The organism is Weissella sp. LMG 11983, assembly GCF_025908495.1.
In the GTDB taxonomy this organism is placed as follows: domain Bacteria; phylum Bacillota; class Bacilli; order Lactobacillales; family Lactobacillaceae; genus Weissella; species Weissella fermenti.
In genome coordinates this window covers 1,260,296-1,284,926 of the sequence record NZ_JAOZFD010000001.1, presented here as the reverse complement: position 1 = coordinate 1,284,926, position 24,631 = coordinate 1,260,296, and the positions used below count along the sequence as shown (strand labels likewise).

20 protein-coding genes and 1 pseudogene are annotated in these 24,631 nt (G+C 44.9%); 4 read left to right on the top strand and 17 right to left on the bottom strand.

Going from position 1 to position 24,631, the window contains the following annotated elements; translation table 11 throughout:
• Positions 1–142: 142 nt before the first annotated feature.
• Both OIT45_RS06525 and OIT45_RS06520 read left to right on the top strand, forming a co-directional pair.
• Positions 143–838 carry a phosphatase PAP2 family protein gene (locus tag OIT45_RS06525; RefSeq protein ID WP_135798500.1) on the top strand — a complete coding sequence of 232 codons (696 nt, stop codon included), beginning with the start codon at positions 143–145 and terminating at the stop codon, positions 836–838.
• Entirely contained in the window at positions 798–1,310 is a 513-nt protein-coding gene (locus tag OIT45_RS06520; RefSeq protein ID WP_199403893.1) for an rRNA methyltransferase, read from the top strand. Before OIT45_RS06525 ends, OIT45_RS06520 begins: the two co-directional genes overlap by 41 nt.
• A gap of 664 nt (positions 1,311–1,974) precedes the next feature.
• Here the strand turns inward: OIT45_RS06520 and rlmD are convergent.
• The 3 genes from rlmD to OIT45_RS06505 are packed head-to-tail and all read right to left on the bottom strand — an operon-like array spanning position 1,975 to position 5,113.
• Positions 1,975–3,354: a 23S rRNA (uracil(1939)-C(5))-methyltransferase RlmD gene (gene rlmD / locus OIT45_RS06515; RefSeq protein ID WP_199403895.1), complete on the bottom strand. Its 1,380-nt coding sequence runs from the start codon at positions 3,352–3,354 to the stop codon at positions 1,975–1,977.
• A 51-nt stretch (positions 3,355–3,405) separates the two neighbouring features.
• Positions 3,406–4,263 carry an alpha/beta hydrolase gene (locus OIT45_RS06510; protein ID WP_199403896.1) on the bottom strand — a complete coding sequence of 286 codons (858 nt, stop codon included), beginning with the start codon at positions 4,261–4,263 and terminating at the stop codon, positions 3,406–3,408.
• Between the two features lie 31 nt (positions 4,264–4,294).
• The gene (locus OIT45_RS06505) at positions 4,295–5,113 is read right to left on the bottom strand and encodes a hypothetical protein (RefSeq protein ID WP_199403897.1); all 819 of its coding nucleotides are present in this window, start codon (positions 5,111–5,113) and stop codon (positions 4,295–4,297) included.
• Between the two features lie 112 nt (positions 5,114–5,225).
• Here OIT45_RS06505 and msrB point away from each other — a divergent pair, with 112 nt between their 5' ends.
• On the top strand, positions 5,226–5,663 hold the full coding sequence (gene msrB / locus OIT45_RS06500; RefSeq protein WP_056972292.1) for a peptide-methionine (R)-S-oxide reductase MsrB: 438 nt from the start codon (positions 5,226–5,228) through the stop codon (positions 5,661–5,663).
• Positions 5,664–5,740: 77 nt separating this feature from the next.
• On the opposite strand, the gene OIT45_RS06495 is transcribed toward msrB, so the two are convergent.
• The 13 genes and pseudogenes from OIT45_RS06495 to OIT45_RS06435 form a co-directional block, all read right to left on the bottom strand.
• Positions 5,741–6,148: a GtrA family protein gene (locus OIT45_RS06495; protein ID WP_199403898.1), complete on the bottom strand. Its 408-nt coding sequence runs from the start codon at positions 6,146–6,148 to the stop codon at positions 5,741–5,743.
• Positions 6,149–6,538: 390 nt separating this feature from the next.
• Positions 6,539–7,585: a BMP family lipoprotein gene (locus OIT45_RS06490; RefSeq protein ID WP_199403899.1), complete on the bottom strand. Its 1,047-nt coding sequence runs from the start codon at positions 7,583–7,585 to the stop codon at positions 6,539–6,541.
• Positions 7,586–7,828: 243 nt separating this feature from the next.
• Positions 7,829–9,610, bottom strand: a complete 1,782-nt coding sequence (locus tag OIT45_RS06485; RefSeq protein ID WP_199403900.1) for a glycerophosphodiester phosphodiesterase — start codon at positions 9,608–9,610, stop codon at positions 7,829–7,831.
• Positions 9,611–9,688: 78 nt separating this feature from the next.
• Positions 9,689–10,237, bottom strand: a complete 549-nt coding sequence (locus OIT45_RS06480) for a hypothetical protein (protein WP_264339937.1) — start codon at positions 10,235–10,237, stop codon at positions 9,689–9,691.
• Positions 10,186–15,396, bottom strand: a complete 5,211-nt coding sequence (locus OIT45_RS06475) for an adhesive domain-containing protein (RefSeq protein ID WP_264339936.1) — start codon at positions 15,394–15,396, stop codon at positions 10,186–10,188. The genes OIT45_RS06480 and OIT45_RS06475 overlap by 52 nt, the downstream gene beginning before the upstream one ends.
• Positions 15,397–15,828: 432 nt before the next feature.
• Complete coding sequence (locus tag OIT45_RS06470; RefSeq protein ID WP_264339935.1) at positions 15,829–15,996, bottom strand: hypothetical protein; 168 nt, start codon at positions 15,994–15,996, stop codon at positions 15,829–15,831.
• Entirely contained in the window at positions 15,957–16,985 is a 1,029-nt protein-coding gene (locus OIT45_RS06465; protein ID WP_264339934.1) for a M28 family peptidase, read from the bottom strand. The genes OIT45_RS06470 and OIT45_RS06465 overlap by 40 nt, the downstream gene beginning before the upstream one ends.
• 226 nt (positions 16,986–17,211) lie before the next feature.
• Positions 17,212–17,958 carry a hypothetical protein gene (locus OIT45_RS06460; RefSeq protein WP_199403903.1) on the bottom strand — a complete coding sequence of 249 codons (747 nt, stop codon included), beginning with the start codon at positions 17,956–17,958 and terminating at the stop codon, positions 17,212–17,214.
• A gap of 3 nt (positions 17,959–17,961) precedes the next feature.
• On the bottom strand, positions 17,962–18,525 hold the full coding sequence (locus tag OIT45_RS06455; RefSeq protein ID WP_199403904.1) for a hypothetical protein: 564 nt from the start codon (positions 18,523–18,525) through the stop codon (positions 17,962–17,964).
• A gap of 417 nt (positions 18,526–18,942) precedes the next feature.
• A pseudogene (gene metK / locus OIT45_RS06450) lies at positions 18,943–20,137 on the bottom strand (methionine adenosyltransferase).
• A 267-nt stretch (positions 20,138–20,404) separates the two neighbouring features.
• The gene (locus tag OIT45_RS06445; protein ID WP_199403905.1) at positions 20,405–21,184 is read right to left on the bottom strand and encodes a hypothetical protein; all 780 of its coding nucleotides are present in this window, start codon (positions 21,182–21,184) and stop codon (positions 20,405–20,407) included.
• 18 nt (positions 21,185–21,202) lie between these two features.
• The gene (map, locus tag OIT45_RS06440; protein WP_199403906.1) at positions 21,203–21,985 is read right to left on the bottom strand and encodes a type I methionyl aminopeptidase; all 783 of its coding nucleotides are present in this window, start codon (positions 21,983–21,985) and stop codon (positions 21,203–21,205) included.
• Between the two features lie 87 nt (positions 21,986–22,072).
• Complete coding sequence (locus OIT45_RS06435; RefSeq protein ID WP_003608845.1) at positions 22,073–22,351, bottom strand: hypothetical protein; 279 nt, start codon at positions 22,349–22,351, stop codon at positions 22,073–22,075.
• A 142-nt stretch (positions 22,352–22,493) separates the two neighbouring features.
• Here OIT45_RS06435 and msrA point away from each other — a divergent pair, with 142 nt between their 5' ends.
• Positions 22,494–23,018 carry a peptide-methionine (S)-S-oxide reductase MsrA gene (gene msrA, locus OIT45_RS06430; protein WP_135798513.1) on the top strand — a complete coding sequence of 175 codons (525 nt, stop codon included), beginning with the start codon at positions 22,494–22,496 and terminating at the stop codon, positions 23,016–23,018.
• A gap of 44 nt (positions 23,019–23,062) precedes the next feature.
• Here msrA and OIT45_RS06425 read toward each other — a convergent pair whose 3' ends face one another.
• Positions 23,063–24,613, bottom strand: a complete 1,551-nt coding sequence (locus tag OIT45_RS06425; protein WP_199403907.1) for a bifunctional metallophosphatase/5'-nucleotidase — start codon at positions 24,611–24,613, stop codon at positions 23,063–23,065.
• Between the last annotated feature and the right edge of the window lie 18 nt (positions 24,614–24,631).

Genomic DNA, 24,631 nt, shown 5'->3' with positions numbered 1-24,631 from the left:
CACTTTAATGTTCTAACTTTAACAAAAAAATGCCGTTCTTTCAATAAATGAGCGGGTTTATACCGGTGTTTCACACGACTAATAATTAATCCAAATTGTGATACACTTAGTTAATGAAAAAGTAGTGAAAGCGGGTGTCCATATGTTTCAAATGCGTAAGTTTGATTATTTTCAGCTTGCGGTTGCCTTTGCGGGGTTAATCCTATTTATTTTATTAGCAATTGGCTATACCCACCATTTGGGTTATATCGATTGGATTGACCAGTTTGGCTTCAAACATATCCGGCAACCAGTCACGCCAGAACGGTCTTGGTTCTTCCGCAATATCACGCGTGCTGGTAATCCAAAATGGACGTTAATTGTGATGACAGCGACCGCCATTGTGGCATTGCTGGTTCGCAAAATTGACGTGGCCGTCTTTATCGTTTTGAACGTCGGCGTCTTCGGACTCGGCGTCATGGCCCTACTTAAGCACGTTTTCCACCGCCCACGTCCTGACATTTATCACGTCATCAGCCAAGGTGGTTTTTCCTTCCCATCGGGTCATGCACTCAATGCCGTGCTATTATATGGTTCATTGATTGTTCTCGTACATTATTACTTGAAGCAACACGACCAAGTGCGCTATGCGATCATGACATTGTTTGCCGCACTAGTCGTCGCCATCCCCCTCAGCCGCGTCTATCTAGGTGTCCACTATTTGTCAGACATCCTTGCCGGCTTCGGTCTTGGCGCCTTTTTCCTAATTATGTCGAAGGAACTCATTTTTAAATATCAAACACGAGAGGTTTTCGAACATGCGATCAACTCAGAATCTAGCGCAAATCACGCTGAATGAATATTTAGTACCCGGCGATTTAGCCATCGATGCCACGATTCGTCGCGGTGACATCACGCGCTTCCTTGCTAGCCGTGTTGGCGACACTGGTAAGGTCTTGGCCTTTTCAGATGTTAAGGCTGAAATCGACGATGTTGCGACATCACTTTTCTTGAGTGGTCTGCACAACCGCGTTGACCTCATCAGCAAGGACTTCTCAGCCGTTACCAACTATTTGGATCCAACAAAGCCAATCGCTGCGGCCCTGTTCCAAGTTGATGAAAACATGGATACAGAGACATTGACGGCAACGGTTAAGACATTGTTGATGGTCTTGAAGACAAATGGTTTGGTGTTGTTGCTAAGTGACAACCCAGCCAACCTAGCCGACGCCCAAGCTTACGTGGCACAATTGCCAACGGATTCTTACGGTGTCCAAAAATACGAAGACGTCCTAACCGGCGAAACCGCCTTGTTAGTTCAACGTCGTTAATGAAATATATATTAACTGTTTAACGGCCACCCATCGGTAGTATATCGATAGGTGGCCGTTATATTTTGAAATCTTTTATTTGTCGTTAAAGTGTTTATTGATGACCTTCAACGCTAACAACCAACTCATTAATAAGAATAGATACCATAGAGGTAGTAGACCTTTCTGAGTTATCGATAAAAATACGAATGCACTGAGCAGTAAAATTAAAACAGCGATTTGAGTCATTCTCTTTTTATTATTCATAGATTACCAATTCTCCTTTCGGTGTTAAAAACAACGCAACTCAGGAAGTAGCTAATCTTTTAAAACCAGCTTGTAGCCGATATACACCCAAGGGAGCTGTGAAATCGGATAAACCCAAGGTGAAAAACCATGAAAGTAGTAATTAATTATAAAATCAATAACCACGTACGCGACCGCAACATAGGCAGTTTGCTTTTTTCCCATAAACTACTTTCTTCTCCTAACCATTATTTCCCTACCCTCACCATAACAAAAATACATCATCATTGATTATGTATTTATTCATCTTCATTTAAGTCGATTTAATGCCGCATTAAAAAATCCCAGAACCGCATCCAAGCAGTTCTGGGATTTATTAGGTGCGTCTTGGTCACGTCGGAGGTCTAAAACCTCCAACATTCCCAGTCTGCTTTACCGTTTACTTATTAATTGGCTCAAAAACCGCCACTGCTTCAACGTGAGCAGTTTGTGGAAATTGATCCAACGGTTGAATGTCGCCCTTGATGCGGAAGCCCTTGTCGATCAAGTACTTTGCATCGCGTGCCATCGTTTCTGGGTTGCATGACACATACACAAAGCGGTCTGGATTCATATCGGCAACGGCATCCAACAAATCTTCCGTCAAACCACGACGAGGTGGGTCAACGAAGATAACGTCCGGCTTCAAGCCACCATCTTTCCACTTTTGCATTTGTTCAGGTGCATCAGCTGTAACGAATTCAGCGTTCTTCACGTTGTTGTTAGCGACGTTCTTTTGCGCGTCAATCACGGCACGCTCAATCACTTCCACACCCAATACCTTGTCAACACGGTCGGCAACCGTTAAACCAATCGTTCCGATACCTGAATAAGCATCGATAACCGTATCAGATTCCTTCAACTCACCCTTCGTTGCGGCCATGTCGTATAACACTTCCGTCGTTTGTGGGTTAACTTGGTAGAACGAATTTGGTCCAATTTCAAAATCGATATCCAACAACTTATCGTGGATGGCGTCGGCGCCCCACAACGTGCGATTGTCGCCTGATGTCAAAACGTGCAAGCTACGTGGGTTGTGGTTCAAAATGATACTCTTGATGCCATCGACGGCTTCAGCAATATCAGCAGCAATCGCGTCTTCATCCGTCAACGTTGGCGTTTGCGTTACCAACACCACCATGACTTCGTGACTGTAATAACCACGACGCACCATGATGTAGCGCATTTCGCCTTCTTGCGTATCGTCATCAAAAACCGATACCTTGTGGGCGTCTAAAATGTCACGCACAATGCCGATGATTTGGTCGATTTTCTCATCGTTCACGAAGTAATCGTCCAATGGCACAATGTCACCAGGCGTACGCTTCTTGATGAAACCGGTCGTCAACTTACCATCAACATACTTCACCGGCACAACCGTCTTGTTGCGGTAGTGGGTTGGATTATCCATTCCGATAGTTGGTGCAACGTCGACATCGATACCGTATTCCTTATATAACTTTTGCACCTGTTGTTGCTTCAAACGCAATTGCGCATCATAAGCCAAATTGACGTATGGTGCGATACCAGCTTCAAGCAAATAATCCTTACCAGATGCCACACGGTCTGGTGACGCTTCAAGGATTTCAACGACCTTGGCACGGCCGAACTTACGGTTGACCTGCGTCACCTCAAATAAAATTTTCTCGCCTTCGAAGGCGTTTTCCAAATGAATTGGATAATCATCAACCATGATGACCCCCAATCCAGTGTAAAGCACGTCGATGACAACACCTTCGCGTTGCTCACCCAGCTTTACCGGAGTGATTGTATTACTCATATTTTCTCTCGTTTATCCTTTTTAGTCGCTTTCCATTATAACTGAACTGAATTACTTCGTGCGACCCCACAAGAAATCAATCATTGCATGGTTCACTTGCTGATTGTTCTCATGTAGCTTACTGTGTTGTGCTTCAGGACCACTAATCAAGCGTTCTTGGTATGACTTTGGTCGGTCACCAAGTAAGTATTGCAACGATTTAGCTGACGTTGTTGAAACCCGCCCGTCCGAGTGCGTCCCATCATCCAAATCACCGTAAATGTTCAACACATCAACTTGGTTCTTTGGATAATTATCTTGGCGGGCCAACAACCAGTCATAGTACGACACCGTTTTTTCAGGCTTACCAAGACCATCCAAATGGTTATCTGAAACCTGCTTATCAAGGCCAACAATCCCATCGAAGTGACCAGCAATTGCGACTTGCTTTCGTAACTTTGGCAACGACTTATCTTGACCGTACGTCATTTCATAAGTCATCAAACCCAAGTTTCCCATCGAATGTGCGACGGCATTGAATGACTTAATACCATACTTATGTTGCAATGCAACCACGACATTCTTGATCCACTTGGCATCTGTTTGATAATCCGTATTACGATTATCGGAAAAGACAATTTGCACCATTGGATTAAAACGATTCTTATCCCAATGGCCTGACAACTTCACGTGACCATCTTTGGTCACTCGTGCTGTCAGCATTTTCTTAGCCGCCCCAGACTTTTCAGCTGCGCGAACTAGGTCTTTGGTTGAATTTAGCGTGCCACCATACCCGTGAATAAACAAGGTTGGCGTGTTCGAATAGACATACTTGTCTGGATTGCGTTTTAGCTTTAACGAATAGTTCAAAGTAAATACAACCGCAAAAATTGCGACCAATCCGACTATAATACTGACCCATCTTTTCATCGTGCATCCCCCTTTGCATTCCGAATAGTGTTTAGTTCATTTTTTGTCCGTGTTCAATGACATACGCTACCGAAACCGGCATCATCTTGCCACTGTACTCTACCGCCAACGCACGTGCCGTTTCGTCTTGCGTTGGAACAACTGCCACAAAAGATCCGTCATCCAAGCGATACATATCCACCAATTGCCCCGCGTCATTCAATAAGAATGAAAAATCGATCAAGTGGTTGTAATCGTCAAACTTGAATGGACGCTCATCTACGCGTTCTTCGTGAACTGGCTCAACCGGTTGTTCAGGCATCCCCGCTGCCAATTGTGCAATCAACTCAAAACGCAGGTTCTTCATATCCAACAGTTGTGCTTGGAATGAAATTGGCGCTTCATCAACCACCGAACGGACAAACTTAGGCAACAAACGCTTTGGCCGTGTAATTGGCGCTGATAGTTCTGAGAAGAAAGCGTAGATGCTCATCTTACGATCAATCAAATCATCCAGCGTCACTTCAATATGCACATCATCGTTTTCAATGCGCCAAGGCAACTCTTGACCATTCTTCAGGTCACGGTCTGAAACCAACGGTGCCACCAACGTACCAAGCGTAATCATAATTAAGCCATCAACTTGGTTAATTGTCACATCAAATTGCTTGGTTGCATCTTCAAACAGCATCCCCACTGTGCGCGTTGAAAACATGTTCACCATGCGAATATCAGCTAGTATCCCGGTTGCAGCATCCGCGTTCTTGTCTGTAATTAAATCGACCAACTCGTGGTACGTCTCAAGGCTCTCAAAATCAGTTGGCGTTAGGATTAGTTCGCCATAATCGTCAAACATTTCATTTAGTAACATGTAACACCATTCCAAACTCTTCTTATTTATTAATAATGATACCAGCGTTTGCGATGCAATGGTAATCATGAGACACTACTGGTAGATTCATCAGAAAGAGGGGATATTATCGATGACAAAATATGATAAAGAAGCATTGCGTCAACGACTCACACCAGAAGAATACGCCGTCACGCAAGAGGCCGCGACCGAAGCACCGTTCACTGGTAAGTACGATGCCTGGTTTGATGACGGTATCTACGTTGACGTTGTGAGTGGCGAACCATTGTTCAGTTCAACTGACAAATATGACGCCGGCTGTGGCTGGCCATCATTCACTAAGCCAATCGAGAAAAAAGCCGTTAAGCGCCATCTCGATACCTCGCACGGTATGTTCCGAACTGAGGTCACCTCAACAGATGCTAACTCTCACTTAGGTCACGTGTTTACTGACGGTCCTATTCAAGAGGGCGGATTGCGTTACTGCATTAACTCAGCAGCCATGCGTTTTGTGCCAGTTGATGAGCTAGACAAGCAAGGTTACGGCGATTACAAATCATTATTCGAATAACACAAAAGGACGGCATCTCTGCCGTCCTTTTGTGTTCTAAAACGTTCAGCAACAACCAGTTATCCGAATTCCCAGACCTATATCTTCCTAATTTTAAAAACAATCAGCTTGCTAATTATGTAATTCAAAGTAATGACCACGATATTATCAATAATCTTCCAGACGATAGGGTCCTGATTTAGGAGTTGAACCCCAAACCAAATTATCACCATCTCCACAACCAGCGTCGCTAATCTAGCAAGCATAAAAGAAATGAACTCGCGCAATAATTCCAACTTGGTAACCGCTCCAGAATTAAATACCCAGACTCTATTAGTTAAGTAAGCAACAATTACAGCCAGTAACCATGAAAAAACAACCGCTATTTGCACGTTTATTCCAACGAATAACAGCAATGCGTACGAAACAACGTTGATAATTGTGGTTGTTACTCCAAAAATCCCGTATAAAATAAGTGCCTTATATTTTTCAAACCTGGCAAACATGCGCAGACGCTCCTTTGCAATAAATAAAAATAGAGGGCAAAATTTCTTACGCCCTGTAATCACTTAGGTCAATGTATTATCATCCCCCACATGTTGTGCTTAATACGTAATTTTGTATATGTCACAGTTCACTTACCGATCTTACACACGACATTGTCTTGCTGAGAGATAAAAATTTGCAACTTACTATGTTCATTACATAACAAATTATATCTCTATCAATAATTTTCCTCTTAAAAAAGAATACATTTCAATTCAAATATTTGATATTAACAATCATCAAACCATCGATCGACTATACTCAAAAGGCAGCCGACCTCAACACCGTGAAATCAACTGCCTAAGCGAGGTTCAAAGTCATCCGTACCGTGTGCCTTTGAGCCTATTTTTTTACTTCACCGGCACCTTCACGTCACCAGAAAGAATTTGCTTCTTAGCTGCTTCGACTGCAGACCATGCCTTATCTGACATGTTTCCGCGCGTCACCGCAACACCCTTATCATCCAAACCGTAAACCAAGTGCTTGCCACCTGGGAACTTGTTTTCATCTGCCATCTTCGTCACGTCAGTTACAACCGTGCCAACACCCTTCGTTGCTGACGTCAACGTGAAGTTTGCTGCGCCGTCAGTTGCCTTGTACTCACCGTCAGCTGATTGATCAATATCGACACCGATGACCCAAACCTTGTCGGCCTTCGTTTGCTTTTCGTTCAAATCCTTTGCCTCAGTAAAGACACCCGTACCAGCGCCACCGGCAGCTTGGTAAATGATGTCCGTACCGTTTTGGTACATTGAAGCCGCGATTGTCTTGGCCTTACCAGCGTCAGCAAAATCACCGACGTATTGCACATCAACTTGAATATCAGGGTTAACTGACTTGGCACCTGCAATAAAACCAGCTTCAAACGTATCAACAACCGCAGACTTCATGCCACCAACAAAACCGAGCTTGTTCGTCTTCGTCGTTTCAGCGGCTGCAACACCGGCTAGGTATGATGATTGTTCTGAGTGGAACGTTACTGAGACAACATTCTTACGTGTCTTTGCAACGTCATCGATAATCATAAAGTTGTTCTTTGGGTACTTCTTAGCCGCCGCATTAATTGATGGCGTCTTTGGGAACCCGATTCCATAGATGTTCTTGTAGCCATTTGAAACAGCTTGGTTGATGTTTGTCTCAAAGTCAGCCGACGTCTTGGCTTGGAAGTATGTGTAACCACCCTTACCTTCCTTAACGTCATTAGCCTTCGCCCACTTCGTCAAACCTTGCCAAGCTGATTGTTGGAATGACTTGTCATCGATACCAGCCGCATCCGTGATCAACGCAACAGACGTGTGTTCATTCTTAGCTTCAACTGAGCCAGAGTGCATGTATGCCCCAATCCCTGCACCAACCAACACAACAGCACCAATTCCCAAAACAACTTTACGATTCATTATGAAATCCCCTTAATAGATATAAAACACGAACATTTATTTCGTTTTTAACAACTTAGATATCATAACCCGAACTTACAACGTTGTAAAGGGTATATTTCGTATTTTAATCGTTTTAATCAACCAAAACCGGCCCGACTAACGGTTAAAACACGAACTTTAGCATTTTCGTTTACGCAAAGTTCGTATTTAACATAAAAAAGCCGAGACATTTATTCAAAATCCCCGACTTTTAGTCACTTATTAATTTGCCAAAATGTTAACAATATACAATCCTAACTTTTGATGCATCACGTGTGCGCGGTGCGTCTCTTGCACAACCGCCTTCAACTCTGAAACATCATCGGTAATTTCACCTTGGACACCCTTGGCATAAGTTTCCACCATGCCTTGTGAGTCGTTCACTGTCCATGCATAGATTCCCTTACCACGCTCATTCAAGTCATCGACCTGGCTTTGCGTCAAATAAGAGTATTCCATCGTGTAGAAATCAGCCTTCGTCACTGGCGTACCAATAAAGTCACCCGGCAAAATCATCCCAACCTGCAGCTTCTTATCCAGTGTTTTTAAGCGTTGTACAACTGAATAATTCAAACTGTGCATTTGCCAACCATTTTTATCCATCGTTGTTTGAAATTGGTCCAAAAATGAATCGGCTAAGTCTGGCGCATTGGTCCGTTCCGTCTTAATTTCAACCAACAACTTTACGTTGCAACGTTCAGCTGCTTTGGCATAGTCCGCAAAGCTTGGAATCTTTGCTTGATGACCATTCTCATATACCGTCAACTTAGTTGCTTCATCTAACGTCAAATCAGAAACCGACTTAGTCGAAGCGCCTTTGGTTAAAGTTGCCAAGTTAGGATCGTGCATCACCACCCATTTACCATCCTTGGTTTGACGAATGTCCATTTCCACAAAGTTCGGACGAGCATGCGAAACTGTATCAATCATTGCTGGAATTGTGTTTTGTACCCCATTACCGTCATCTACGCCACGGTGCGACAAAGTAACCAATGGTCGGCTAACTGTATTCACAACAAAGAACAATGATGGACCTGCACCTTGGATCAACGCACCTAGCATCAAAATTAGCCCAACGACCCGCTTTGTACGGCGTGGCTTAGTAGCATAATCAACGAGCTGCACAACCTGATAATCACGGGCCATCAGCCCAATAATGAACTGCAAACTCATGATGCCAAAGAAAATATCAATCAGCGTTGCAAATGTGAAAGTCACAACTGCTGTTAGCGCACTGACCATGAACGGCGCAAACCAATCAACAATGTACTGCGCGCTCCACGTTAATCCAAAGACAATCAACGTTAACAGTCCGACCAATAATGACCCAGCCAACAGCGTCAGTGCTAATTTAATACCCTGCGCGCCACTCGTTTTACGCCAACTGTTTTTGATTGCCACCCCCGCTGTATGTTCCGCCAGCATAATTTCCGGCAATACGTAGAAAAAGCGAATCGCGAAGAATAATGCTGCTAACCCAAGCACCCAGATAAGCGTTAACATCCACGGCGTGCCAGTGATAGTCGGCCATACAAATTGTGGAATGATTAAATCCGCCGTTAATTGCGAGTGAAATGCCAGCATTGGGAACGGTAATACGACAATGCCGTAAAACAAAATCAATACCCACGCACCAACACCACCTTGACGTAAACGATGCGATGCGGTCTTCATGACACTCGTTGCAGTTGGACGTTGCCCCTCATGTACTGCCGAAAAGCCAATCGTGTAGCTAGCCAATTGACCGATAAACACCGTTAATAGAATCAGCACCGTGATGACTAAAATAACCGTGAAAATTGGATTTTGCATCAGCACTTGCCCCACGTTTGAGAGGGACATAAACGGCACTTCATCAAGCCATTGACCGACGTACAACAAACCTTTCAAAACCGGTACGACGATAACTGAAATTATAATCGTAATCGAGAAGAACAGTCGGCTCAGTGTCCATTTCGATTGCCAAAACCGACGCCATAACAGCGTCCAGATTGATTGTTTCATAGTATTTTTCTCCCCTAAACCCACGTGTTTTGCCAAATTATACCAAACAGATTTGCAAATTTAGGGTTAGGGCACTCACTATTGGTCTCGCTTATCCTTTCGACGCATAATCCACGCTAAGAACATCGCACAGAATGCGAAAATACCGACAAGATATGGTCGTACGTCAGCAACCTTTTCAGTTTGTTCATCCGTTTCCTGTGATTCGATTTGACCATCTGTTAGTTCTTTGCTTGAGCCGTTGTAAACAATGCGATCATCGATTGTTTGGACTTGCCCCGTCGTTGCGGTTATTGAACTCACAGTTGCGACGTATGGGTTTGATGCACCTGACGCATCCCCATTAGACGAAGTCATCTGGTCACCCACCGTAGTTAATGAACCAGTTGCTGTCTCACCGGTTGGCGCGATGACATTATTCTGCGTACCATCTCCGTTCCAAACAGGCGTATCAGTCAAACCGGCTACCGTGCCAACTGTCGCCACTTGAGCGTTACTCAAAGGTAACGGCGCTGCCACTACGTTATTCGTTGCCCCATCATTCGTTGTCACGTTCTTCGCAGCATCAACACCCACTATTGCATCATTTTGCGATCCTGTGGTTGTTGATGCAACACTCGTTGGCACCGAATCACTTTCATCGTTTGTTCCGGTTCAGGTTGCTCATTGGCAGCCGTTGCTTCATCCACAACTTCTTCTACTTCGGCCACGGTATCTGAGCCACTGGCTTCACTGCTAAACGAACTTGCTAAACTAGCTGACAAATTGGTCAGGTCACTGATTTCAGCATGGGCCCACTCTTTTGCATTCGCCAAGTTAGCCGCTTCGGCTTCCTCGATAATCGTTGTGACCTCATCTGAAGTCGTCGCAGTTGTAACCCGGTCCTTGTATGATGATTTTTCGTCATCAGACAAGTACGCCATTTCATCGATTTGCGCCTCAGCTTCTGTTTTTTGTTGCACTAACTCGTCCGCCGATTTAGCAGCCGCAACGATTTGATCAACTGATGCCACTGTACCCGCATTTGGAATTTGATCAACAAACAATTGCTTCTTATCATCAGTCAAATGCTGTAACCCATCAATCTCAGTCGATGCGTCCGTCTTAGCATTTACCAAGTTTTGGTCCGTCGCTTCAGTGACGATTGGTGCGATATCAGCAACATTCTCAGTGTTAGCAATCTGTTGCTTAAAGTCAGTCTGCTCATCTGATGACAAATAGCTCAGATTATCAATCGTCGCTGTTGCATCTTTTTTTGCTTCGGCCGACACTGAATCAGCCGCCTGCTTTGCATCAGTGACCGCTTGTTCAACTGTCGCGACATCCGTCGCCTGATTGACATGATCGATATACGTCGTTTGGTCAGTTTCAGACAAGTTCGCTAGGTTACCAATTTCAGTTGTCGCTACTTCTTTGGCATTGGCCAAATTTTGGTCAGTTGCGTCATCAACTACGGCATTAACCCCCGCAATATCAGTCGCATCTGAGATTTGTTGGTTATAAGCTGACTTCTCATCATCAGTCAGATAGGTCATGTTATCAATTTCGGCCTGTGCATCTGACTTTTGGTCCGCCAGCTTATCAGCCGCCTGGCCATCGGCAACAATCTGTTCAACGGCACTAGTTGACTCGGCCAATGACACTTGATCATCAAATGATTGCTTCACATCTGCATCCAAATTAGTCAGATCGGCAATTTCACCATTTGCCCAATCCTTGGCATTAGCCAAATTTTGGTCGGTCGCTTCAGACACAAGCTTCTCAACATCAGCAATCGTCGTAGCCTCAGCTACTTGTTGCTTAGCATCATCCTTTTCATCCGTCGACAAGTACGTCATATCGTCAATTGTTGCGCCTGCGTCTTTTTGCGCTTCCGCCAATGCCGCCTGATTAGCATTCTTCGCATCAGTTACCGCTTGTTCAACAGTCGCCACATCCGTCGCCTGATTAGCTTGGTCTGTGTACGTTGATTGGTCGGCCTCAGACAAATTGGCTAAGTTGCCAATCTCAGTCGTCGCGCTTTCTTTAGCATTTGCCAAATTCGTGTCAGTTGCTTCATCAACAACAGCATTAACATCCGTTGCATTGGTCGCATCTGTGATTTGTTGCTTATAATCAACCTTCTCATCATCAGACAAGTAGGTCATATCATCAACGTCAGCTTGCGCATCAACTTTCTGTCCTGCCAATTCAGCAGCTGCTTTAGCATCAGCTACAATTTGCTCAACCGCAGCCGTTGTCGTCGCATCTGTAACTTGATCAACAAACGTTTGCTGCTGTTCATCACTTAAGTTCTGCAAATCAGCAATTTCAGTCGATGCCGATTCCTTAGCGTTCGCCAAATTTTGAGTCGTGGCATCGGCGACCGTCTGCGCAACTGTTGCAACGTCTTTTGCACCGGTAATTGCTTGCTTAACCTCAGACTTTTCAGCCACTGATAAATAAGCCATGGCATCAATGGCTGTTTCAGCTGACGCTTGCGCATTTTTCAAATCAGTCGCTTGTGCATCGGCGAGAATGTGTTCAACCGTTGCGACATCATCCGCCTGCGTAACTTGATTAGCGTAATCAGCCCGCTCGGAATCTGATAGATTAGCCAGATTGCTAATTTCGACTGTGGCTAAATCCTTAGCATTCGCCAAGTTAGTTGCATCCGCTTCGGTAACAACATTGTTCACACCAGTTGCATCAGTCGCTTCGGCAACTTGATTCTTATACGTTGATTTCTCATCATCTGACAAATAAGTCATGGCATTGATCTCAGCTTGCGCATCAGCTTTTTGTCCCGCTAATTCATTAGCCGCTTTGGCATCAGCAACGATTTGCTCAACCGTGTCCGTCGCATCTGCATTCGTTACTTGTTCCACAAACGTTTGTTGCTGACTATCATCAAGATTCTCCAAACCGTTGATTTCATCTGTACCTGATTCCTTGGCGTTGGTTAAATTCTGGTTGATCGCCTCAGTGACAACCTGTGTCACATCAGCAATCATCGTTGCGTTTGTTACTTGTTGCTTGAAGTCAGTCAGCTCATCCGCTGATAAGTACGTCAAATCAGCAATCGTTGTATCAGCTGCTTTTTGCGCTTCGGCTAATGCCAACTCGGCCGCATCCTTTGCATCCGCGACCGCTTTTTCAACAGTCGCCACGTCCGTCGCCTGGTTAACTTGTTCTGTATATGTTGTTTGATCAGCTTCAGACAAGTTCGCTAGCTTGCTAATCTCAGTCGTTGCTGATTCCTTAGCGTTCGCCAAATTCGTGGCAGTCGCATCCGCAACTGTCTTATCAACATCAGCAATCGTTGTTGTGTCATCGATGGCTTGTGTCGCCGTCGACTTTTCCGTATCTGACAAATACGTCAGCTCTTTAATTGTCGCCGTTGCTTCAGCCTGAGCATCCTGCAATGCGTTTTCGTCAGCAACCTTCGCATCCGCCACGATTTGTTCAACCGCCGCTACCGTTTCAGCATCTGGCAACTTAGAAATAAACGACTGTTGTGCATCAGTATCTAAGTTATTCAAAGCACTGATTTCATTTGTTGCCCAAACCCGTGCATCCGCCACATCAGCATTCTTTGCTTGCGCAACAATTGTGGCGACATCTGTCACCGTTTTAGCATTGGCAATTTGATTCTCAAAGTCCGTTTTCTCGTCTGATGATAAGTAGGCCAACGCATCGACAGTCGCTTTCGCTTCATCTTGTGCATCCGCCAATACCGCTAAATCAGCTGCATTTGCGTCAGCGACAATTTGTTCAACATCTGCCACTGTTTTGGCATCAGCCAATTTATCGACGAACGTTGCCTGATCCTCTGATGCCAAGTTAGGTAATGCATTGATTGCTGTTGTCGCCTGGTCTTTAGCATTTTCAACATTTGTCGCTGTGGCTTGCGTAACCACATCATTCACGTCGGCAACAGTCGTGGCATTTTCAATATCTTGCTTGTACCCCGCCACTTCATCCGTCGACAAATAACCTAACGCATCAATGGCAGCATTCGCCTTCGTACGTTCAGCTTCCACAACGGCTGCATCTGCCGCTTTAGCATCAGCCACAATCTGTTCAACTTGCGTCACAGTTGTAGCGGTTGGTACCTGATCGGCGTAACCTTGTTTGGCATCAGCATCCAGGTTAACCAACTTGGTGATTTCATCATTCGCCCACGCTTGGGCATTTACCAAATTTTGATTAGTTGCATCAGACACAACCCCATTCACACCAGCCACGTCAGTTGCACTCGCCACTTTCGCTTTGTAGTCATCCTTTTCAGCGGTCGACAAATAAGCCATGCCATCAATTGCTGTCGTGGCCGTTGTTCGTGCGTCAGTAAGCGCCGTTGCATCTGCCGCTTTAGCAGTCGCTACGATTTGTTCAACTTGCTCAGGCGTTGTTGCGCCTTGTATTTGCGTTGTGAATCCTTGCTTTGAAGCATCATCTAAATTAGTTAGGCTGGCGACTTCGCCATTTCCCCACGTCTTAGCGTTTGCTAAATTTTGGGTTGTTGCGGCCGTCACCACATTATTCGCGTCTTCGACTGTCGTTGCGCTCGCAACTTGTTGCTTGTATGCCGTCTTTTCATCATCAGACAAATAAGTTAGCGCATCAATCGCACCATTAGCATCTAACTTTGCTTGTGCCAACTCATTTGCCGATTGCGCAGTCGTGACAATCCCATCAATCGCATCTGTACTTGTTGCAGCCTCGACCTGACTCTTATAATCTGTGCGTTCGGCATCCGTCAATGCAGTCAAAGAATCAATCTGTGCGTTTGCATTTGCCTTCGCCGTCGTTAAATCAACTAAGACATCAGTCGAACTGGCTACACCAGCAAACAAATCAAGATTAATCGCATCTGAACTCGCAATCGCCCCCTTAACTTCGACTGGTGATGTCGAGCCATCCGGCGTGATTGTCGTCGGAACCGTGACCGTTGTACTACCCAAAACAGCAGCATCTACCAATTGGTTAACAACATCCCCTGTTCCACTAGATAGGGCTGAAATCGTTGGCGTTAGCACCTCATCAACCAACGGCGACAGCACCGGACTCAAGTCAACAAGCCCGCCGACATTAATACTAGTTAACGTTTTAAGCAAATCACTCAGCGTTCCACTAAGCGTTTGCCCTAACGCTGTACCCAAGCCACCATCTAAATCTACGGACAAATACTGACTACCATCTGACAACGTTTTCACTGTCGCCTCGCTGGGATCGACCGTGTAGTCTGCTGTAATCGCACCGTTTTTCAAATTATCGATTGTAGCGTTCAAATTATCGATAACTTCTGAACCAATCAGCGCTTTAACCGCCACGTTGTCCAGCAATGCCACAACACTCTGAACGCCACTAATAACCGGATCAAGAACCGTCCCGAGACCGCCGATTACTTCAACGTGCACCTTAATTGGTCCAGCCGCCTCAATATCCGTCCCCGCCGGCACCTGCAATGCCACTTCACGAGACGTATCACCAACTAGCGAAACATCAGCCGCGCCACTCGCATCCATCGTGAAATCAACATTAGTTGGTTGCCCAACCGGTAGCAATCCCGTCGCATTCGATGTCGTATCGACGTTCGTAAACAATTGACCATCCACAACCGCTGCGTCAGCCGTTCTTTGGACCAAGTGAACGCCATTGCGATCAACCGAAATATCCGGAAAGTCTAACGCTACGCCCCCACCTAACGTCAAACAGGAAATCCCGGCAATCACCCACATCTTCTTGGACTTATACATCCGCTTGCGTTGCTCGGATGTCCCCAAGGCTTTGTCTGCCTTATTCATTTTTAAACCCCCACTGTTATATACTCTCTAACGTGTTCAGACCTCGTCCCTCTCGGAGCTCACTCACCACTCCACAAGGTCAATACAGCTTAGTTTTAACACATATCCAGTAACGGTACCAAAGATAGCTATCGCAACGGTTCCACCCACCAAAAACATGCGTAAACCGTGATGAAGCGTAGAAAAAAAGCGTTGCACAACGAGAATAATTCTCGTTGTGCAACGCTCATATATCGACATAGGTCTTATTTTAAAATATCCCTTTATTTTCAATTAGCGACGTTCACTCGGGTTCCTTAATTGAAAATATACCCCTTTTTTCAATTAAGAGCACTCAGTCAGCCGTCCTTATTTTAAAATTACCCCTATTTTTTAATTAAGAAACCTAATCGACGATTCTAATTCAGAAATACGCTATTTTTTGAATTAGAGTCAGTCTACTTCTTCGATAAACCGACTGACCACATCAGCTACAACGTCACACATCTTTACATCAACAACATCCGCGTTATCTGCATCCCCGTGCAACGAGTCCATTTGCGCAAAAACATCTGCCGACGTCAACGCAATCGCAGGCACGCCCATTGCGACGTAAACCATATGATCACCCATTGCCACGGATCGACGGTTACGAATTCTTCACGCTGTGAAAAAGCCTTCTCAAAAATTTTCTTAAAGCCATCTGGCATTTCATAGTCTGAATACGCAACTTTACTACCACGCATTCCGATGCCATCTAAATTCACGACAATTTTATACGCGTTTGACTCAGCTGCTAAATGTTCTGACACCACCATTTCGCCCGGCATGGCGTAATTATCCTCGCCATTCATAACCACAAACTCTAACGCCGACTTACCGTGCCAATCCTTCAATTTTTCAGCAATCGCCAATAACGTTGCAACACCACTAGCATTATCCAACGCACCAATTGTTTTTGGCGCTGTATCAACATGGGCAACAATTGCAATCTTCTGTCCGTTGCCCAAATGACCAAGGACATTTTCACCAGTACTCTTAGATCGACTAGTCTTAATGACAACATGCGCCCGGTGGCCACTTTGCAACTTTTCGCCGTCATTCTGAGACACGCCCAGAACTGGTATTTCAAAATCGCCGTCTTGGATAACCGCAGTCGGTTCATCACTATGGCTAACAGAAATAATCGCAGTTGGTTCGCCTGATTCTAAGGCTGCAATAATCTGTTGATGTGACTCGGGGTTGTAGAACGTAAAGTTTTTCGGCATCAACACTTCCGTTGTTAAGTCGCCCGTGAGTACACAAATTTTCCCCTTCACGTTGGTTGTTTTTAGGCTCTCGAGTGTATCAACAATTACCAACTCACCAACCGCATTTGCTGGATTACTATAGTCAGCTGACTGTACCGGAATCTCTTGACCATCCACCTTCAACGTCGCACCGTTGTCTTCCCAGTCCATAGCATCAAATTGTTGTTGCTCAACTTGATAGCCAAGTTCTCGCAAAACGTCAGCGACATAGGCCGTCGCCCGCTTATTACCAGGTGCTCCAGTTAATCGCGGACCAATGTCAGTTGCCAATACCTTCAGATGTTCTTTTATTTTTGTCATACTACTCACCTTTCTAAAAACAGTTTATCCGGTAAATGCGCTTATCTTCCGGCTAATTCCAGAGAAAGGTGAGTCAGAATGTTGAAATATGGCACCACACTAAAATTCATCAGCTCCCTTGATACCTGCGGTCGCTTTCACATCCCATACACATTCCTCAGAATACAGAAAAAGCATTATGAATCCGCAGACTCACAATGCTTTATTTCTACCACAATAACTAAAATTAATCAGGGTCGGACGTCTCATCTTGCAGATGTCCGGCTATAGTAGCAATCTGGTTTGGATATTCCTTAACGACACCCTTAATCTTATCCATATTAGTTTTTAACGTTGGTTCATAGTCCCCGTCACTATTCAAGCGATAGAGCTGAATTGTTCCATTTGAATCAACTTTATAGGAAACATTCGCCTGGACATTGCTACTCATATCTCCATCAGTTTCAAAGCCAATCCCGGCATCTGTTGTCACAACATCCAGTCCATCTTCAGCTTCACTGAGCAACGATTTCCAGTCTGCCATCTTCTGGAGATCTGAATCATTATTACTACTGTAATTTCCAGCAGCCAACAACAACGCGGCTTGAACTTGTTGCGCCGTCAAAGACTCCGGCATATCAGAAGCCGAGTTTTCGCTTGAAGATACATCACTTTCATTTGTGTCGCTGTTCATTTCGTTTGAAGATGAAGCTTTAGACACATTTGACTTTGCCTTCAAATAACTTGACCGTTCAGCTTTTGATTCACTTATCGCACGCTTTTCTGCTGCCAAGCTTTCTTTCTCGGATTGCTTTGATTCTGAATCGTACAAACTGTCATTAGCCGCTTTGAATGATGCTTCTCGCGCGTCGTACTCTCTAGACAAGAAATAATTTTCCAAATCACCATTTACATCTACGTGATGCAAAACGCCCACGGCAACGATGATAATAATACCTGAAATAATTCGAAATGCTTTATTTGGTCGCTTCATTAGTTACTTGCCTCGTTCTGCTAAAATCTTACTTGCAACAACGCTCATGGTAGTTGTATATTCACCCGTATCGCTAAAACGCGTTGGTTCTTCAGAAACGATGCGAATAAGTTCCACATTCGTTAATTTGTCTAACATTCTATATGCAGCTTGCACGTTTATGTTATTACTGTCTCGCTCATACATAGTTTTCGCTGATTCAACAACGCTCTTATCTTGCCGTTGTGCATACCAGATTATCCATACTAGTGCCGCGATTATAGCGCCTAGAATCATAAAAATTGTCGAGAATCGAACATCAAACATCCAGTTCAATAGCGCGCTGATTCCAAATACAAACACCCAAAACCACCAGTTCATCGCCTCCGGATTATTGAATAATTGCATGTACAAACTCAACAATGCCAACGCAGTAAATAACACTAGCCAAATATTCTGTTTTGCATCAACCCAATTGCGGTACCCCGCTAAGAATGAACCTTCTGACGCATCGTCTTCCGGAATCCGCTCAACATTTTCAATTACCACATCTGGTGAGGTAATTTCTTCTTTTTCACCTTGTTCCATACTCTCTTAACCACCTATTTATTATGTATCTTTTCCCGAAGTGAAATTATCACCCAAGAAATGGCCACCACAGCCAAAATCAACAACACAAAGCCCAGAAACGGACTCAACAACGCCAGCCCGATTATCACCAACAAAGTAATCCCCACAAATAACAATAATTTGTGTAGTGCCTTTTTCGACAACAATACGAGCAACAAAAATACGACAACTAGTATCAGAATCGGCACCTGTGAAACCTCCTCATAAACCAGTGCATGCCACTACCATGCACTACTTATTTTTTTCACAACTTTATACATAATATCATTACAATTCAAATATATTGAAAAAGTCTAATTATCCAGACGCACAAACTCAGATTATACAAAAAAGCGTTGCAAGCCCAGAGACTCACAACGCTTCTATCAATATTTATTACTTGTTAAAGTATGCCTTCAACTCGTCAACCTTATCCAAACGCTCCCATGGCAAGTCCAATTCAGGACGACCGAAGTGACCGTATGCGGCAGTTGCTTCGTAGCGAGGCTTGCGCAAGTCCAAGTCCTCGATAATTCCGGCTGGACGCAACTCGAACAAGTCACGGATTGCGGCTACCAATTCGTCATCAGAAACCTTACCCGTACCGAACGTGTTGACGTTAACTGAAACAGGCTTTGCCACACCAATAGCGTAGGCAACTTGGATTTCAACCTTTTCGGCCAAACCAGCTGCAACGATGTTCTTGGCAATGTGACGCGTTGCGTAGGCAGCTGAACGGTCAACCTTGGTTGCATCCTTACCTGAGAAGGCACCACCACCGTGACGAGCGTATCCACCGTACGTATCAACGATAATCTTACGACCAGTCATACCGGCATCACCCTTAGGTCCTCCGATTACGAAGCGACCAGTTGGGTTGATGTAGTAACGCGTCTCGTCGTCAACCATGTCGGCTGGCAAAACTGGGTCGATGATGTACTTACGAACATCGGCACGCAATTGTTCCAATGAGACTGACTCACGGTGTTGCGTTGACAAAACAACTGCGTCGATACGGATTGGCTTGTCGTTTTCGTCCAATTCAACCGTCACTTGGGCCTTGGCGTCAGGCAACAAGTATGACAACTCACCTGAACGGCGGACGTCAGCTTGCTTCTTAACCAACTTGTGTGACAAAACAACTGACAATGGCAAGTATTCGTCCGTTTCGTTCGTGGCGAAACCGAACATCAAACCTTGGTCACCGGCACCGATTTGGTCCAATGGATCAACACCACCGTCTTCACGGTGCTCGATAGCTGAGTCAACACCTTGCGCGATGTCAGGTGATTGCTCGTCCAACGTTACCCCAACGTGGATATCGTCAGCCAAGAAACCAGCTTCCTTATCATCGTAACCGATGCGCTTCAATGTGTTACGAACAATTTCGTTAATGTTGACGTAGGCCGTCGTTGACATCTCACCAAAGACGTTAACGTAACCAGTTGTTACTGACGTTTCAATGGCCGTACGTGCTTGTGGGTCTTCAGCCAAAACGGCGTCCAAAATGGCATCTGAGATTTGGTCTGAAACCTTATCTGGGTGTCCTTCTGAAACTGATTTCTGACGTGAACAAACGCTTTTCTGACATATAATCTAATCTCCTAAAATAAAAAACTCTTGTGAAATTAAATAACCCCGACATACCACTCGTAGGCGGCATGTCGGGGTTCAGTCGATATGCGCCTATCTGCTAGAAAGTACCACATCGCCCGAAACGGGTAAGTTGGCGTCAGATCAAAGGGTCTAGTCCCTCCCTGAACTCTCGATAGGAAAGTCGAATTTATTTACTTTTTAATACCTAAATTACTATACGTGGTTTTGAACAATCGTGCAAGCTAAAAAGCTAACTTCTTTTTTAGTCGCCCATTGCACTGACATTTTGATCAGTAACCGTTACGTCACCAAAGGCTTGGCGGACCGCATCAAGGTCGTGTGTTGCCAACCAATTGTTAACATCGATAGTAAATTCGTGCATGCCATCGCCATTACCAGCGCTGTAACGGCCAGTAATTTGACTCACCCCGCCATCGCCGGCCAATGAGTATTGCACCCCAATCCCATTTACGCCAACACCAAGGTGCAAGCTTCCTTTACCAGATCCAACACCACCAACCGTTCCGGCTGTAATACCTTTTACTTCAGTGGCTGGCTTGTTATATCCCGCCATAACTACCTGCGCAATAATCTCAGCGCGATCAGTACGGTTTAGGCTCGTTGCAGCAACGCCAGGCGTGCTACCAGAAAAGTCTGACGCCTTGGTTGAACTTGCTGAACTAGCGCTTGATGAGCTTGCACTGCTACTTGATGAAGAAACGGCACTCGAAGCTCGGCTTGAGGATGCCTTTGACACTGACTTAGCTGAAGAAGAAACTTTGGCCGTTTCAGTTTCAGACTTAGGATGCGTCAACTTGTATGTCAGAGCACCAGCTACAACGGCAACGACGACGGCTAATAACAAGAACAACGCTTGCTTGCCACTAGTCTTTTTCACAACAGCCGTTGGCGTTACAACTGTCGTTTCGACCGGCGTCTCTTCCGGTTCAAAATTACGTGCAGCCGCCATGCGATACTCTTCACGGCGCGCAACGCGTCCATGTTCTTGACGGAATTTATCTTCCCATTCTTGACCAGTCATGGATTTACCTCCTGCAAATTATAGATACTTCGCATCGAATTCAGGGTCCTGACTCGTCAAAATCTTTGGTCCCTCTTCAGTAATTGCAATTACGTGCTCATATTGGGCTGACCATGAACCGTCCAACGTCGTCACAGTCCAACCATCTTCTTCAGATGTTTCAACTTCCCACGTTCCCATGTTAACCATTGGCTCAATGGTAATTGTCATTCCCGACTTCAAACGCAACCCACGTCCGGCAACACCATAGTGGAACACGTTCGGATCTTCGTGCATAGTTGGTTGAATACCATGACCAACATAGTCACGGACATTACCATAGCCATTTTCGTCTTCAACAAAAGCGTTAATTGCAGCCCCAATGTCACCCAAACGGTTACCAACTTGGGCTTGTTCAATGCCGATGTACATCGCTTCCTTAGCAACATCCATCAAACGTTGGGCTTCAGGCGAGACTTCACCCACAGCATACGTCCAAGCTGAATCTGAATAATAACCATCCAATTCAACCACCGTATCAACTGTGACGATATCGCCTTCCTTAAGGAAAAGTGTCTTACGTGGAAATGCGTGTGCGACTTCTTCATTCACTGAAACAGTCGTCGCATATTCGTAGCCTTCAAAGCCAATTTGTGCGGCGCGTGCGCCGTGACTCTCGATGTATTGGCGACTGAATTCTTCAATCTCCCAGGTTGAAATGCCTGGCTTAATAATGTCGCGTAGTCCTTGGTGCATACCGGCAATGATTGCCCCAGACTTACGCATTCCCTCGATTTCACGAGGTGACTTAATCGTAATCATAATAATCTCTCTTCACTAATCTTCTGTTTTCATTCTACACGTACCACTTACAAAAAAGCCACGCAAACGCGTGGCTTTAAGAGTTTCTCAGTAAATAACGGTTGCCAGTTGTGACGTCAAAAATAGATCAACGTATGCACGGTCCAACAACATCTTTGTATCATTCATTGACATGAATAGGAATTGCAAGTAACCACGCACCAATTCATCATCAGGCAAAGCTGACAACTTTGGCAAGCGCTCTGATAACTCTGGCGCTGACAAAATCATTTGTTCATTCGCACGCGCAATACGTGGAATGCTCTTACGAATCGTTTCTGCCATTGAAGCAACCATCGCATCATCAATTTGAAGTGTAATACCCATTTCTCTGTCCTCACTTAACTTTTATCAGTCATTATTATAACCAAAAAAGTTACAATAACGATTTTTCAAGGGAAAGTCTTGAAATATTGCTTTTGTTTTTGCACCAACTGAGTAGAATAAGAACCAAACGGAGGGGAATAATATGGCAATTCAAACAGCAATTTTTGCAGGTGGATGTTTCTGGTGCATGGTCGAGCCGTTCGAGACCATGGCCGGCATTCAAAAGGTACGTTCAGGTTACACTGGTGGCTTCGTCGCTAACCCAACCTATGCACAAGTCGCATCACATCAAACTGGTCACACAGAAGCCGTTAAGATTTGGTTCGATGATGACGTTGTATCATATAGCGATTTGGTTGAACTATATTGGCAGCTTGCCGACCCGACAGATGCCATGGGTCAATTTGCTGACCGCGGTGACAGCTACCGTCCGGTGATTTTCGTGGCAAACGACGAACAGCGCCAAATTGCCGAAGCATCGAAGCGCGCCTTAAATGACTCTGGTCGTTTCGATGCACCAATTGTTACAAGTATTGAAGACGCTCAACCATTTTATGATGCTGAAGAAGAGCATCAACAATTCTACAAAAAGAATCCTTTGCGCGAGTACATGATGATGGTGCCACGCAAAGCCTACCAAAAGAAATATTGGTCTGATAAGAAGTAACCAAAAAGCCGGTCTCGTCTGCATTGACGAAACCGGCTTTATTTTTAATAGATCACATGGAAATTTGTTGGTTGGTCAATCTTAGTATCTGGGTGACTCATAATGTAATCACCAATTAAGTCGGCCGTTTCTTGCTGCACTTCACGAACCACCTTATCGAGTGAGAAGGATGCAAAATTACCCGCACCACCCGCACGGTAGTTATTCATTGCAACTTCATATTCACCAGCTAAATCAAGCGGCTCACCATCAACCAGCACTTCAATCACACGCTCGCCTTCACGACGGCGTAAATCAAACGTGTAATCAATGCCACTCCAAACATCATAGTTATAATGTTCGACCTTAGGTTCCAAAAATGCCGGGTTAACGGCTGGTTGACCATTATCATCCAAAACAAAGTAACGCGCATTCACTTCCAGGGCATCTTTAATATCTTGCCCCGTCAACTTTTCGACGACTAGTGTATTTGGATAAATGTAATTCGTCATGATGTCGCGCAACGTCACTTCATCAGCCAATCCCTTCACTTCATTGTTAAACAAAGCCGTGTTAGCAATCGTCGTTTGCGTCGCATCCATTTGCACTTGGTTAACCAAGGCAATGAATGGGTGACTATGCAAACGAGCCTCGAAATGATTCGTAACTTGCATGTTGTGACCAACGTGACCGACCGCCGTATCAAGCCAGTGATTTGTCGCAACATGAACTGGCTCAACAACCGCCTTCACCGCATCGCTCTCAGGGAATACCGCTGTGGCAATCAATTGCGCATCACGATTAGTAATTTGCTTTTCGTCATTCAACGCAAATGTCATCAAACCAACTTGGTCAGCACGGTAGCCAGGCTGCGTCGTCGCAACGTGATTGATAACCGCTGCCAGCGTACGATGTTGGTGACCAGTCACAAGAGCATCGACACCTGGGATTTGGAGTAATTGGTACCCTTGGTTTTCACCCGTCAAACGTTCTAACGGTTCACCAGTTTCCAAATCTTCAGCGAAACCGCCGTGATAAGCCAGTACCAGCACATCTACTTGTGGACGCAATTCATCGACATAACGCGTAGCAATTCCGACCGGATCAGCAAATGTTAACCCATGGATGTTCGCCGGTTGCTCCCAATTTGGCACGTACTTGGTAATCAAACCAATGATACCAACCTTTACTCCACCACGTTCAATAATCGTATATGGACGACCGATAAACGGCTCACCACTCGTTTCATCGAGCACATTGGCGTTCAACAACAAATCGTTTTGTCCCAAAACGCGTTCAAGATAATCACGACCATAATTAAATTCGTGATTACCCAAAATGCGTACATCATAACCAATCGTTTCAGCCAAGTCATCATACAAACTCACTGCTGATTGATTGACTTTTTCAATGTAATTCGTTAATGGTGACCCCTGAATAAAATCACCATTTTCAATCGTAATGATGACATCTTCTGGATTAGCTTGTTCCCGCAACGTTTCAATAACCGTGGCTGCGCGGGTCAAACCCAACCCATCATTTTGTAATGGTCGACGGAAATCATCAGCCCGGAAATAACCGTGGACATCAGAAGTCGAAATAATAGAAACTTGCATATTGCACTCCTTTAAACA

Bases quoted from the DNA above. Each gene is read 5' to 3' on its own strand.
- OIT45_RS06525 (WP_135798500.1), top strand. From the start codon at position 143: ATGTTTCAAATGCGTAAGTTTGATTATTTTCAGCTTGCGGTTGCCTTT.
- OIT45_RS06520 (WP_199403893.1), top strand. From the start codon at position 798: ATGCGATCAACTCAGAATCTAGCGCAAATCACGCTGAATGAATATTTA.
- rlmD (WP_199403895.1), bottom strand. From the start codon at position 3,354: ATGAGTAATACAATCACTCCGGTAAAGCTGGGTGAGCAACGCGAAGGT.
- OIT45_RS06510 (WP_199403896.1), bottom strand. From the start codon at position 4,263: ATGAAAAGATGGGTCAGTATTATAGTCGGATTGGTCGCAATTTTTGCG.
- OIT45_RS06505 (WP_199403897.1), bottom strand. From the start codon at position 5,113: ATGTTACTAAATGAAATGTTTGACGATTATGGCGAACTAATCCTAACG.
- msrB (WP_056972292.1), top strand. From the start codon at position 5,226: ATGACAAAATATGATAAAGAAGCATTGCGTCAACGACTCACACCAGAA.
- OIT45_RS06495 (WP_199403898.1), bottom strand. From the start codon at position 6,148: ATGTTTGCCAGGTTTGAAAAATATAAGGCACTTATTTTATACGGGATT.
- OIT45_RS06490 (WP_199403899.1), bottom strand. From the start codon at position 7,585: ATGAATCGTAAAGTTGTTTTGGGAATTGGTGCTGTTGTGTTGGTTGGT.
- OIT45_RS06485 (WP_199403900.1), bottom strand. From the start codon at position 9,610: ATGAAACAATCAATCTGGACGCTGTTATGGCGTCGGTTTTGGCAATCG.
- OIT45_RS06475 (WP_264339936.1), bottom strand. From the start codon at position 15,396: ATGAATAAGGCAGACAAAGCCTTGGGGACATCCGAGCAACGCAAGCGG.
- OIT45_RS06470 (WP_264339935.1), bottom strand. From the start codon at position 15,996: ATGGTTTACGTCGCAATGGGCGTGCCTGCGATTGCGTTGACGTCGGCA.
- OIT45_RS06465 (WP_264339934.1), bottom strand. From the start codon at position 16,985: ATGACAAAAATAAAAGAACATCTGAAGGTATTGGCAACTGACATTGGT.
- OIT45_RS06460 (WP_199403903.1), bottom strand. From the start codon at position 17,958: ATGAAGCGACCAAATAAAGCATTTCGAATTATTTCAGGTATTATTATC.
- OIT45_RS06455 (WP_199403904.1), bottom strand. From the start codon at position 18,525: ATGGAACAAGGTGAAAAAGAAGAAATTACCTCACCAGATGTGGTAATT.
- OIT45_RS06445 (WP_199403905.1), bottom strand. From the start codon at position 21,184: ATGACTGGTCAAGAATGGGAAGATAAATTCCGTCAAGAACATGGACGC.
- map (WP_199403906.1), bottom strand. From the start codon at position 21,985: ATGATTACGATTAAGTCACCTCGTGAAATCGAGGGAATGCGTAAGTCT.
- OIT45_RS06435 (WP_003608845.1), bottom strand. From the start codon at position 22,351: ATGGGTATTACACTTCAAATTGATGATGCGATGGTTGCTTCAATGGCA.
- msrA (WP_135798513.1), top strand. From the start codon at position 22,494: ATGGCAATTCAAACAGCAATTTTTGCAGGTGGATGTTTCTGGTGCATG.
- OIT45_RS06425 (WP_199403907.1), bottom strand. From the start codon at position 24,613: ATGCAAGTTTCTATTATTTCGACTTCTGATGTCCACGGTTATTTCCGG.